10 protein-coding genes are annotated in these 12374 nt (G+C 47.2%); 8 read left to right on the top strand and 2 right to left on the bottom strand.

The window, feature by feature from the left end:
* Positions 1-32: 32 nt before the first annotated feature.
* The 4 genes from ACNFVB_RS05210 (at position 33) to ACNFVB_RS05195 (ending at position 5785) form a co-directional block, all read left to right on the top strand.
* Positions 33-1229, top strand: coding sequence for a mechanosensitive ion channel family protein (locus tag ACNFVB_RS05210; RefSeq protein ID WP_226941276.1), 1197 nt, complete (start codon positions 33-35; stop codon positions 1227-1229).
* A gap of 127 nt (positions 1230-1356) precedes the next feature.
* Positions 1357-3654, top strand: a complete 2298-nt coding sequence (rlmKL, locus tag ACNFVB_RS05205; protein ID WP_430738312.1) for a bifunctional 23S rRNA (guanine(2069)-N(7))-methyltransferase RlmK/23S rRNA (guanine(2445)-N(2))-methyltransferase RlmL — start codon at positions 1357-1359, stop codon at positions 3652-3654.
* 258 nt (positions 3655-3912) lie between these two features.
* Complete coding sequence (locus ACNFVB_RS05200; protein WP_105245099.1) at positions 3913-4488, top strand: TerD family protein; 576 nt, start codon at positions 3913-3915, stop codon at positions 4486-4488.
* 235 nt (positions 4489-4723) lie between these two features.
* Complete coding sequence (locus ACNFVB_RS05195; RefSeq protein WP_105245098.1) at positions 4724-5785, top strand: DUF475 domain-containing protein; 1062 nt, start codon at positions 4724-4726, stop codon at positions 5783-5785.
* Between the two features lie 192 nt (positions 5786-5977).
* On the opposite strand, the gene ACNFVB_RS05190 is transcribed toward ACNFVB_RS05195, so the two are convergent.
* Positions 5978-6637, bottom strand: coding sequence for a 7-cyano-7-deazaguanine/7-aminomethyl-7-deazaguanine transporter (locus tag ACNFVB_RS05190; RefSeq protein WP_198335508.1), 660 nt, complete (start codon positions 6635-6637; stop codon positions 5978-5980).
* Positions 6638-6950: 313 nt separating this feature from the next.
* On the opposite strand from ACNFVB_RS05190, the gene ACNFVB_RS05185 reads away from it, so the two are divergent.
* The 3 genes from ACNFVB_RS05185 to ACNFVB_RS05175 all read left to right on the top strand — a co-directional run bounded on the left by ACNFVB_RS05185 (position 6951) and on the right by ACNFVB_RS05175 (position 9169).
* Positions 6951-7526: a TerD family protein gene (locus ACNFVB_RS05185; RefSeq protein ID WP_105245096.1), complete on the top strand. Its 576-nt coding sequence runs from the start codon at positions 6951-6953 to the stop codon at positions 7524-7526.
* Between the two features lie 235 nt (positions 7527-7761).
* On the top strand, positions 7762-8514 hold the full coding sequence (locus ACNFVB_RS05180; protein ID WP_075101068.1) for a TIGR00266 family protein: 753 nt from the start codon (positions 7762-7764) through the stop codon (positions 8512-8514).
* 46 nt (positions 8515-8560) lie between these two features.
* A complete protein-coding gene (locus ACNFVB_RS05175; protein ID WP_075101067.1) occupies positions 8561-9169 on the top strand; it encodes a TerD family protein in 609 nt (202 codons plus the stop codon).
* Positions 9170-9300: 131 nt separating this feature from the next.
* On the opposite strand, the gene ACNFVB_RS05170 is transcribed toward ACNFVB_RS05175, so the two are convergent.
* A complete protein-coding gene (locus ACNFVB_RS05170) occupies positions 9301-10548 on the bottom strand; it encodes a TerD family protein (RefSeq protein WP_430738311.1) in 1248 nt (415 codons plus the stop codon).
* A gap of 419 nt (positions 10549-10967) precedes the next feature.
* Here ACNFVB_RS05170 and ACNFVB_RS05165 point away from each other — a divergent pair, with 419 nt between their 5' ends.
* Positions 10968-12092, top strand: coding sequence for an ATP-grasp domain-containing protein (locus tag ACNFVB_RS05165; protein ID WP_430738310.1), 1125 nt, complete (start codon positions 10968-10970; stop codon positions 12090-12092).
* Positions 12093-12374 lie beyond the last annotated feature (282 nt).

The raw sequence follows: 12374 nt of genomic DNA, 5'->3' as shown, positions 1-12374 counted from the left end.
TTACATGTACTCATCACTGCATGGACCAAAAAATGCCAATCGCTAGTATTACCGATTTTTTTCAAGAGATCATTCGTGATCTGCATACTAGCCTTTATCTGGCGCTTGGCGGCTCTGCTGATGAAGAGTCAATCGACTGGTCCTCACAGGTGGTCTATTTGGCCAGTACTGCCATCAAAATCCTGATCTTACTTGCGGTACTTGGGTTTTTTTATTGGTTGGCGATTTATATTCTCAAGCAAAGCAAAACAAAGCTACACTTGAATGAGCGGCGCACCAAGATTGTCCGCTCGGTACTGCGCTATATCTGGATTGTGGCAAGTTTGATTGCTATTATGAGTCAGATATACTTTGAGCCTGAAACCATCAAAGCCACTGCCAAGGCCAGCACATGGGCAGGTATTTATTATGTGCTTTGGACCTCATCTGGGCAGATCATTCACAAAGTCTTGCAGCATTATGGTCTGAATGCCTCGATAGAGCAGCTGCTAAAAAACATCTTGTCTGTGCTGCTACTGGTGCTGGGTCTGGCCAGTGTCATGGCGCAGTTTGGCTTTGATATCGTCTCGCTGGTCGCCGGTCTCGGTATCGTCGGTCTGGCGGTAGGCTTTGCCGCTCAGTCCACCCTTGCCAACTTTATCGCTGGCATCACCATCTTGCTTGAGCAATCGTTTCAAGTAGGTGACTGGATTCATATCAATGAAAATGAGGGCCGAGTGGTACTCATCGCCCTGCGTACCACGCATATCTTGACGCGGGACAATATCACCGTCATTATTCCAAACTCCAATGTTGCCTCTTCTGAGGTGACCAATTTAACCTCCAAAAACTTCATACGGTTTGATATTCGTGTGCGTATCGCCTTTGAAGACGATATCGATACCGCTCGCAAAGAGATCCTACAAGTCCTCAGTGACACCGATGTGGTGCTCAGCCGTCCAGAGCCCTCAGCCACAGTCGATGAAATTGGTGAATACGGGGTTTTCTTTATCGTGCGTTTTTGGGTAAAACCTGCTGCCGTTGCCCGTATGCCAAAAATCAAAGAAGGTCTCAAAGAGGACATCAAACGCGCGTTCGATGCTGCCAACATCTCTACCCCTTATCCGCATATGCGTTTACTTATGCCAAAGGACGTCGATTATCCTATCGCCACCAAGCCCTTTGCCACCACCACGCAGGTAGTATCACAGTCATCAGAGCCGCTACCCCTGACAAAAAATGAGCAGTAAAGACGCGACTATCTTGCTCAATACCCACCACTTTAAACCATCCTATCTGGAAATATGATAAAATCACGGGTTAAACATCGCCCTTGCTGATGTGCCTCATTTACCCTTTTAGACCACAGGTATCCGTATGACCGAAACCACTTCGCCAGCATCTTCCACAGCATCTTCGCCAGCGTTGTCGCTTGAGCTTATCGTTACCTGTGCCGATGGGCTCGAAGCGCCGCTACAGACTGAGCTGACCAGCTTTGGTATTCAAAGCGATATCAAAAGCACCGGTCGTCTGGCCGTCACTGGCGGCTTGCGTGATCTGTATACCATCTGTCTTTGGTCACGCGTGGCCTCACGGGTACTGCTGCCAATCAAACGCAAAAACATCAATACCGAATATGATGTGGCCGAGCAGCTCTATGGTTTGGCAAAGTCTGTCAACTGGACTGAGCAGTTTGACTTAGAGCAAACCTTTGCCATCCGTCTGTCTGTCGATAAGCGCGTGGCGGTCAGTCAGCAGTTTGCGATGCTGCGTATCAAAGACGCCATCGCCGACACCTTCAATGAAGTATATGACAGCCGCCCCAACGTCGACAGCAAAAACCCAGATTTTTCTGTGTTTGCTACTGTCAATGACAAGCAAGCCGAGCTGTATCTAGACTTATCTGGTACCAGCTTGCATCGCCGCGGCTATCGTGTGGCCATGACCGATGCGCCTTTAAAAGAAAACCTAGCCGCAGCGCTACTCTATAGCGCAGGTTGGCATAAGAAAAACGACGCAAGCAACGCACCTTTTTATAACGCTCTTATCGATCCTATGTGCGGATCAGGTACGTTTATTATCGAAGCGCTCTTGATGCATTGTGATTATGCTGTCGGTATCGATAAAGCAGCCAATCAATTCGGATTTTATGAATGGCAACATCATGATGATGCGCTCTGGCAGCAGATGATTGAGGATGCCCAAAACCGTTTTCGTGAGGCGCTCGCCATTGCTCAAGAGCAGCCAGACACCTTGCCGCTGATTTTGGGTTTTGATGCTGATAGCGGTGCGATACTCGCCACAGAAAAAAACCTGATCGCCGCAGGGTTGCAAGAACTGTTGCCGCTGCTTGATATCGAGACGCGCGCGCTCAATCAACTAGGCGGTGTGCTAAAGCCGCTGGTCGATGACGGCCGCTTGAGCAATCCGCTTGTCATTACCAACCCACCTTATGGCGAGCGTTTGGGCGATGAAGACATTATCAAGCCTTTATACCAGTCAATCGGGCTTATTTTGCAAGACAGCTTTGCAGGTAGTGGCATTAATCCAATGCTTGGCATCTTGGCCGCTCGTGTCGAACAAGTAGATATCTTACCAATCAAAGAACCAAAAACCCTGCGCTGTCACAACGGTGCCATTACGGTTTATTTTCGTTATGGAACCCTTATCGCTGGGCAAATAGGCCATCTGGTCAGTCGTTTTGAGAAGCGTGACATCACGGTAGAGGGCGGGCAAGACTTTATCAACCGTCTACAAAAAAACCTCGCCAAGCTTAAAAAACTCGCCAAAAAAGACAATGTCAGCAATATTCGTGTCTATGACGCTGATTTGCCCGATTTTAAAGTGGCCATCGACCTATATGGTGATTATGCGCACGTGCAAGAATACGCACCGCCCAAAACCATCCCGCCTGAGACCGCAAAAAAACGCTTCAACCTCGCCCTGATGGGTATCCGTGAGGTGTTTGATATCAACCGCGAGCAGGTCTTTATCAAAACCCGCGCCCGTCAATCAGGTAATGAGCAATACAGCAAACAAGGCAGTAGCGAAAAGCGCGGTAAGTTTTATATCGCACGCGAAGATGGCGCTTACTTTTATGTCAACTTTACCGACTATCTCGATACCGGCCTGTTTATCGACCATCGCAACATGCGCGCCCGTATCAAAGCCAACAGTCGCGGCAAGTCAGTACTTAACTTATTTGCTTATACCTGTACGGCCAGTGTACACGCAGCACTCGCTGGCGCCAAAAAAGTCACTAGCGTGGATCTGTCACAAAACTATCTCGACTGGGGCAAGCAAAACTTTGCCTTAAATGGTCTGGATGTCAGTGGGAGCAAGTATCAGTTCGTCGCTGCCGATATTTTTGAGTGGATCAAGGACAATACTGAGCAGTTTGATATTATCTTTATCGATCCGCCGACTTTTTCCAACTCAAAAAAATTCCAAGGCACCTTTGATGTGCAGCGCGACCATGCTGCCCTTATCAATCGCGCCATGAACCGCTTAACCTCTGATGGCGTGTTGTATTTTTCTAATAACTTCACCCGTTTTGAGTTGGATGAGCAGCTAAGCGAGCGCTACGATATTGTCAATATCACGCCAAAGACCATCGGCTTCGATTTTAATATCAAAAAACCCATCCACCAAAGCTTTGAGATTCGTCATCGTTAAGGCATAAAAAAGGCCTATACCCGCCTTGCTTGCCCAGCTTTCGTCGTGTTTTGTAACAAATATCACAATGGCCCAATCGGCTTTGATTGGGCCATTTTTTGTTGTTATGATAGAGCACTACTACGCGGCTAAAAATCGCAGGCTGTCCAAATACCAATCCCATCATAGGTTTTGCTCGGCTTAATCTACTCAAATGTACCATGACATGGCCCGTGCTTTTATCCTGCGCCTCCCTCCCCTAATAATAAGGACAATCCCATGGCTTTATCACTGAACAAAGGCGGTAACTTATCGCTTACCAAAACCGACCCAAACCTAACCAAACTGCTCATCGGTCTTGGCTGGGACGAGCGCGCTACCTCTGGTGCTGAGTTTGATCTGGACGCCAGTGTGTTTTTATTAAATACCGCGGGCAAAGTACGCGGTGACCATGATTTTATTTTCTACAATCAGCTCAGATCTGACAATGGCGCAGTGGAGCATACTGGCGACAACCGTACAGGCGAAGGCGATGGCGATGATGAAGTCATCAAAGTAAACCTCACACAAGTCCCAGCCGATATCGACAAAGTCGTGGTCACAGTCACCATTCATGATGCGGCAGCGCGCAATCAAAACTTTGGTCAAGTGGCCAACGCCTTTATCCGTGTGGTTAATGAAGAAACAGGTACAGAAGTCGTTCGCTTTGACTTAGCAGAAGACTACTCGGTCGAGACCGCCATGGTATTTGGCGAGGTATATCGTCATAATGGCGAATGGAAATTCCGCGCTGTCGGTCAGGGCTACTCAGGCGGCTTGCAGGCGATGTGTCATCAATATGGCGTCGATATCTAATTTTGAGTATAACCCTCTACCCTAGCGATCAGACAGTCATAGCGCACTGTCAGACACGATGATACGCACAAATTTTGGTTGCAAAACAGTCACAATTTTTCATCGGCAAACGACTAGCAATACTTTAGGTTTCGTTTAAAATTATCCATAAAAAGTGGTTAGCGATAACCACTTTTTTGCAGTTTGTGCCTATAATAGGCCGACCTTAGCTTTACGCAACCAGACAGGATGTGTCATGAGACATTTTTATTTAGACTTTATCTTTACCATTATTGCCCTTGCAATCGCGGCATGGTGGGGATATTCACACGGCGGTATGGGCGGTATGATAACCACCCTATCTATTACTGCTATTTTGGCCGTCATGGAGATTTCATTATCATTTGATAATGCGGTGGTCAACGCTTCCGTCCTCAAAGGCTGGGACGAGTTTTGGAAAAAAATCTTTTTAACGGTTGGTATTTTAATCGCCGTATTTGGTATGCGTTTGGTATTCCCAATCGTCATCGTTGCCGTCACTGCTGACCTTGGTATGATGGAAGTGATCAATCTGGCGTTGTATAACCCAGAAGAATACTCTGCCAGACTCATGGCACACCATGCAGAGATCTCTGCCTTTGGTGGTATTTTCTTATTGCTGGTGTTCTTAAACTTTATCTTTGATGATAAAGAAGTGCATTGGTTTGAATGGTTAGAGAGCCGTTTGGTAAAGCTGGGCAAAGTCGATGCCATGAGCGTGTTTGTGGCGCTGATCGTTTTGATGGTTGCGGTATCGTGGGCCAGCGCTGAGCAATCAGCGGCGGTATTAATCGCAGGCGTCTGGGGTATTCTTGTCTATCTTGGTGTCCAAGTGGTATCAGGTATGCTCGAGGGCGATTTGGAAGAAGAGCTAGAGCACGAAGGCGGCACCTCAGGATCTGAGGCCACCAGCGCCATCATGAAAGGCGGTATCATCGGTTTCTTATACCTAGAAGTCCTTGATGCGTCGTTTAGTTTTGATGGTGTGATTGGTGCCTTTGCCATTACCAATGACGTAATTGTCATCATGCTAGGTCTTGCCATCGGTGCGATGTTTGTCCGTTCGATGACTATTTTCTTAGTCGATAAAGGCACGCTCGATGAGTTTGTCTATCTAGAGCACGGCGCGCATTATGCCATCGGTGCTTTGGCCATCATCATGCTATTGTCGGTGAAATTCCACGTGCCAGAGCTGATCACTGGTCTTATCGGTATCGCCTTTATTGGTTGGGCCTTTGTAGCATCACTCAACTACCGTAAACGCCAAGCACTTGAATAACGCAGCTGTGTTTAGTGTCAGCATTCGATTTCATTAAGTGATCAAATGACAGGTTATATCAAGCAATTGGTATAACCTGTTTTTTTATGTGCGCTTGCAGACTTCGCTCATTATCTAGCGTGATATCGTTAATCTATTTTAAAATCAGTACCGTCCTACTGGCATTAAGGTGCTCACTATCTTTGCTGGTGTTTACTTCCCTGCCAGCATCTTCTGAAGTTTTGCCAACACCACGCCATAGAGCGGTAAAAAAACACACACGCCCATCACTATCTTAAACAAATAGTCCATCGTACCAATCTCAATCCAGTGCGACGCCATAAAAGGATCTGGGCTTTTATAAAAAGCGATGGCAAAAAAGCAAAAGCTATCGACCAAATTGCCAATAAACGTCGATGCGAGCGGTGCAACCCACCAAATACTCAAACGGCGCAGTTTATTGAATACTTGGATATCCAGCAGCTGTCCGACCACATAAGCGCTAAAACTGGCCAGTACAATGCGAAAGACAAATAAGTTAAAATCCAGCAGATGCTCATGACCAATAAACTGACCATTTGAAAACACCACAGAAAAATAATAAGAAATCATCAGCGCAGGCATCATCGCAAAAAAGATAATACGTCTGGCTAAATGCTGACCAAAGATACGCACGGTCAAGTCAGTAATCAAGAATATAAAGGGAAAAGTAACAGCGCCCCATGTGGTGATAAAGCCAAACAGCTCGACAGGTATCTGCACTAAGTAGTTGCTACTGGCGATGATAAAGATATGCAGGCTGACCAGCCAAAATAGCGCGCGGCGATAGCGAATGGGTTCGATCGGGGTTGTCAAAACAGTACTAATACTCATAAAGCGGCCTTTTTTTACAGCAGGGTAGAGGGAACCTGAGCGCGCTATTATAAATGATAATCAGATAAATAGCGAAACGACGATGGATATGGTCATAATCTTACTTTTTTGTAGACAGAAAGATATATGTTGTATAGTCACACAAAATACGCCTTGCTTACTCAGCAATCGCTTAGTATAGTTAGACGTAACGATAGGCAGGATATGGCGTACAGGTCGATTTATTGAGCTTTTGTGCTCAGATAGTCATGATTGCCCTATTTTTGACTTATAACACCAAAAACTTTTAATTATTAATTCATAGGATATTTATATGGCTATTAGCTTAACAAAAGGCGGCAACGTAAACTTATCAAAAGAAGCGCCAGGCTTGACCAACATCACAGTCGGTCTTGGCTGGGATCCGCGGGCGACCGACGGTCAAGATTTTGACTTAGACGCCATCGGCTTTTTGTTGAATGAAGCGGGTAAAGTCCGTAACGATCAAGACTTTATCTTCTTTAACAACCTAAAGTCAGACAACGGCGCGGTCGAGCACACCGGTGACAACCGTACTGGCGAAGGCGACGGCGATGATGAAAAAATCAAAATCAACCTAGCCAATGTCCCAGCGGATGTCAGCAAAGTCGCCATCTGTGCCATCATCTATGAAGGCCAAGCTCGTAACCAAAACTTCGGCCAAGTGGGCGACGCTTATATCCGCGTAGTCAATGATAATGGACAAGCTGAAATCGCTCGCTACGACCTATCAGAAGACGGTAGCACCGAGACGGCTATGATCTTCGGTGAGCTATATCGTCACAACGGCGATTGGAAATTCCGCGCGGTTGGACAAGGCTTTAATGGCGGTCTTGGCCCATTAGCGGCTTCTTATGGCGTAAATGTATAACGCCATCGTTTAACCTTATCAAGATCTAGACTTATCATGGTTTAAATCTATCAAGGGTTAAACCCTCCATCGTCGCAGTCACCATCTATATAGGACTGCGGCAGCAAATAAGCCATCAAGTGTGCTCATTTTTCACATTTGATGGCTTTATGTTTATTACGCAGCATAAAGCTTTATAAATCAGCCCCTGTGACATCGTCTCTATCAAAAAGATTAAAAGAAGGATTTGCCCCCTATGGCCGCGACATTTAGCTTAATCGGTACCATTGAGCCTTTTTTGCACTGCAATCTAAAAAAGGGTGACTCTATTTATTGTGAAGCCAACGCCATGGTCATGATGGAGTCCAATCTTGAGTTAAAAGGCAAGCTACAAGGCGGGCTGATGCAGTCGTTGATGCGCCGCTTTGCCAATGACGAATCCCTATTTCAGCAGCAGATAGAAGCGACGGGCGGCGAAGGAGACTGCCTGCTTGCACCAACGCTAGATGGCGACATGCAAATCATCGAGGTCGGCAAGCAGCAATACACACTCAGTGATGGAGCTTTTGTCGCCGCGCAAACAGGCGTCGATATCAGAGCCAATATTCAGCGCAACCTTGGCGGCGCAGTATTTGGCGATACCGGCGGCTTTATGGTGATGCAGACCCAAGGCCAAGGTCAAGTGGTGGTATCAGGTTTTGGCTCGCTGTTTGAGATTGAGGTGACACCAGACAAAGACGTCATCATTGATAATGGTCACGTGGTCTGCTGGGACTCAAACTTGGACTATAAACTGTCGGTGTCGACCAGTAAGAAAAAAGGCATCATGAGCAATATCATCAACTCTGTCACCAGTGGCGAAGGTATGGTGCTAAACTTCTCAGGTAGCGGCAAAGTCATCATCTGCTCACGCAACCGTGACAGCTACCAAGGCTGGCTACAAAGCATCCTAGGCACCAGCTCAGGCGGTCGCGGCGGCGGCGGTGGCTTTTTAGACAATATCTTATAGCGCGGCGCTGTTCGTTTTTACTCACAATTATTATAAGGACAATCTCATGGCAGTTAATCTACAAAAAGGGCAAAAAATCTCTTTAAGCAAAGAAGCTGGCGGCGAGCTGACACAAGTCAAACTGGGCCTAGGCTGGGATGTGGCTCAAGGGCCTCAAGCACAAAAAGGCGGGTTTTTGGGTAAATTGTTTGGCGGTGGTAGCGGCGGCGACTCTATCGATCTTGATGCCTCTTGCATCATGTTCGATAGCAGCAAACAAGCCGTCGATGCGATTTGGTTTAGCCAGCTAAAATCAAAAGATGGCAGCATCGTCCATACAGGCGACAATCGTACTGGCGATGGTGACGGCGACGATGAAGTCATCAACGTCGATCTCGCGCGCGTCCCAAGCAATGTGACGTCACTGGTATTTACGGTCAATAGCTTTACCGGTCAGACGTTTGAGACCGTCGAAAATGCGTTTTGCCGTATCGTCAACGCCAGCAACAACGCTGAGGTGGCGCGCTATAATTTATCCGCACAAGGCGGCCATACTGCGATGATTATGGCCAAGGTCTATCGTCATAACGGCGAGTGGAAGATGCACGCCATCGGAGAGACTGCCTCTGGTCGTACCTTTCATGACTTGATGCCTGCGATTACCCCGCATGCTTAATAGGTGCTACTTGTATTTACTATAACTGTTTTTGTTTACAAAAAATCAGCCCGTCTATTTATCATAGACGGGCTGATTGATATTTGAATACTGATGCTTCAATACTGATACTTGAAGATTGGGATTAGGTCTTACTTACGTCCACGCTTCCAGCTAAAGCCCCAATGAAAGGCCTTATCCATTTCTTGGTGACCTTTAAAGTATTGATTGATACGCTCGACATTGATGCTGCCTTGCTGATTGACCAGCCGCGCGATGGCACACATAGGCAGGTTGCCGGTGCCTTCTGTCAGACGAGTCTCAATCGGTGGCTGCTCTGGCACGTGAATGGTCACCACCCCATCAGTCTGGGCCCAGTTTGGCACACCCTCATAAATAAAGGCAAAAATAAACACCTCCTCAATCTGCGACCACTGTTGGCCATTGATATCGAGCCATTCACCGCCACTCACCTGCCCGGTTCTATCATCAGCGCGCAAGCACACATAAGGCGCCGACTGCAAGCTACCAAAGCGATTGCCCAGTGCTTGAATCAGGGTTTTTTCGCCATTTTTTAGATGAATCATCGCACCGACATCCAAATCGATGCCGCCAGATTTGTGCTGCTTAAATAAATCGCCTAATAGCCCTTTTTTGGGCGTTTTTTGATCGGCATTTGGCCGCTGGTTCCAGTTGAGATTGACCGCGATTTTGCCAAAATTGTCGCGTTTTTTTAGATTGATGCTGGACTGATTTTTGGTTAAGGTGATTTTGTTTAAATTTACCGTAGGACTGGCGGGTATCGGCGGCGGGGTGGCCTGAGCAGGTCGATTAGTTTTTTGTGTATTGATCGTCTGTGCTTGAGGTGCTGCTTGGCTTGGTGCTGGCGCTTCATCAGCAATCTCGACCCCGAAATGCTCAGATAATGGCTTGAGACCACCATTAAACCCTTGCGCGATAAAACGAAACTTCCAACTGCCCTGCCGGCGGTAGCATTCGGCCAAGATAATGGCTTTTTCGGAGCGGCCAGTACCATTTAGCTGGCAGGTCAATAATACTTGGCTGCCCTGCAATACCTGAATATCCACATCACCGATTTGCGCCAGCGTTTGCTCGCTAGAGAATGCCAAAGCAATCTTGTCGATATTGGCAGGCTGCGCGGGCAAATTGATATCAAAAAAACCATCGCTGTCATGGCCGCGAAAGCTGACATTACCGTCGTCGCTGCGGGTCTGACCATAAAATATCATGTCGCCATCACCGCGTACCTTGCCATCGCTAGTTAAGCGATAAGCGGCGCAATCTACCGCGTTTTGGCTTATGATACGAATACTGATATGGTCATTGGGTAATGGCGCGTTGGCACCCGCCACCAATTGTTGCGGTTGGTTTTGGCTCATATTTTGTCCTTCTTATAAGTAATAATGCTTATTTTTTATTGCTTAATAGATCATACTAGGCTGTGTCTGCATTTCAAAAATAGTGATAAAAATGAGATAAATTGCGATCAAACAAGGAAAATAGCGCCGTTAATATCGGGATATTGACCTGCTATTTGACGACGTTTAACGATGCTTGCCAAGATTTGGCCATTTTTAGCCCATTCAGATAGCTATCGCGTGAATCGAAGACATGGCCTACACATTGCTCTATAGTAGCAGTCAGTTGAAAATAAGCCCAGTGCTACTGATATTAAAGTGCGCTCACTATCCCTATGCCATAAAGCTCTGATAAATAGAGCTCTGATAATAAAGTGCTTGAGAAACAGTGACGATCGGATCACGATACTACCCCCTAACCCTTAGCATCTGAGAGACCCATGAACAACCCTGTAAACGCTACTCATCACTCATCGCCCCTAGCCGTCTGGTTGGCTGAAGGTCAATCCAGCCAGCGCGATATGCTCGCTAGCCTGCAAGCTCTAAAAACCAAAACGAGCGCGCCACTGCATATCATTGCTTCACATCGCCATGATAGACCTGAAATCTTTTCGCTGGCCGATACGGTCTATCGTGAGCCTTTAGCGTCCACAAGTGATGTTCCTAAGCAAATGCCCTCTCTTGATATGCCGCGCTGGCAGTTTGTGCTCGAACAAGCCCAGCAGCAGCAGGTCAAAGTCCTTTTGACAGGGCGCAACAGCATAGACTACGAAGCAAAGCGCGACGCGTTTGCGGCGGCTGGCATCCGCCTACTGACAGGGGCCACCAGTATCGACGCCCTAGCGTCCATCGATGATAAGTTTGCCTTTATGCAGCACTGTCAGGCGCATGACATTCCTGTAGCCGAGGCGTGGCGGTTTGATACCCTAGCCGAGCTTGAAGCATTGCTGGATAAATACGGCGATCAGCCACTGTGTGTCAAGCCGGTCACAGGTATTTTTGCCCAAGGGTTTTGGCGGCTTGATACCGGAAAGGCAGCAGCTGACCTTTATGACAGCTTTGAGCATCTGTACTTTACCGAAGAGAAAAAAATCAGCACCGAGCAGTTTTTGCAGGCATATAGCCATAGCCAGATGGTGCATGAGCGTCCTATCCCTATGCTACTGATGCCCTATCTATCAGGCCAAGAATACTCTATCGACGTGGTGTGTGAATACGGTGAGGTGCTGGCGGCCGTTACACGCCATAAGACAGGAAAAATCCAGCATGTCGGCTACGATCAGGAGGTGATGGCAGTGGTGATTCCATTGATTAGCGCCTTTGGCTGCGATGGTATCGTTAGCGTCCAGACCAAGGCCGATAGCGACGGCCAGCACCGTGTCCTTGAGATTAACAGCCGCCCCTCAGGTGGTATCGGCTATACGGCGCACAGCGCTGTCGACTTGACTCAAATTGGTTTTGGTTATTGGTTGGGCCTGAGCGACAAGCCCAAACTGGCTGACGTCATTGGGCAAATCACTCCCTGTCAGGTGCGCTCTTTGATGACCAGTGTCAAAATTAAATAGAACTGCTGTTTATTACCCTTGATGCAGACCCTTATTTTAAAGACAATTAGGGCGTGTTGAACATTCGCAAATAGGCACTGCTGATCGCTAAAATTGTTCCAGACAAGGCACAAAGCGACGATAATGCAGATGCCTTAGCGAGATTTGTAACGCAGTATGGGGCAATTTTAGCATCAGCCCGCAGGGACAGGACTCTTTTTTGCCGCTTCATCGTTAAAAATAAGCGCTTAGAATGACTAAACTTATTATTTTTAACATCGAATCGCCTAAAAAATAGTCGCT

Source organism: Psychrobacter sp. VH5, assembly GCF_050572635.1.
Classification (GTDB): domain Bacteria; phylum Pseudomonadota; class Gammaproteobacteria; order Pseudomonadales; family Moraxellaceae; genus Psychrobacter; species Psychrobacter celer.
This window is presented reverse-complemented; position numbering and strand designations above follow the sequence as displayed.

Coding starts and splice junctions, on each gene's coding strand:
- ACNFVB_RS05210 (WP_226941276.1), top strand. CDS start 33: ATGCCAATCGCTAGTATTACCGATTTTTTTCAAGAGATCATTCGTGAT.
- rlmKL (WP_430738312.1), top strand. CDS start 1,357: ATGACCGAAACCACTTCGCCAGCATCTTCCACAGCATCTTCGCCAGCG.
- ACNFVB_RS05200 (WP_105245099.1), top strand. CDS start 3,913: ATGGCTTTATCACTGAACAAAGGCGGTAACTTATCGCTTACCAAAACC.
- ACNFVB_RS05195 (WP_105245098.1), top strand. CDS start 4,724: ATGAGACATTTTTATTTAGACTTTATCTTTACCATTATTGCCCTTGCA.
- ACNFVB_RS05190 (WP_198335508.1), bottom strand. CDS start 6,637: ATGAGTATTAGTACTGTTTTGACAACCCCGATCGAACCCATTCGCTAT.
- ACNFVB_RS05185 (WP_105245096.1), top strand. CDS start 6,951: ATGGCTATTAGCTTAACAAAAGGCGGCAACGTAAACTTATCAAAAGAA.
- ACNFVB_RS05180 (WP_075101068.1), top strand. CDS start 7,762: ATGGCCGCGACATTTAGCTTAATCGGTACCATTGAGCCTTTTTTGCAC.
- ACNFVB_RS05175 (WP_075101067.1), top strand. CDS start 8,561: ATGGCAGTTAATCTACAAAAAGGGCAAAAAATCTCTTTAAGCAAAGAA.
- ACNFVB_RS05170 (WP_430738311.1), bottom strand. CDS start 10,548: ATGAGCCAAAACCAACCGCAACAATTGGTGGCGGGTGCCAACGCGCCA.
- ACNFVB_RS05165 (WP_430738310.1), top strand. CDS start 10,968: ATGAACAACCCTGTAAACGCTACTCATCACTCATCGCCCCTAGCCGTC.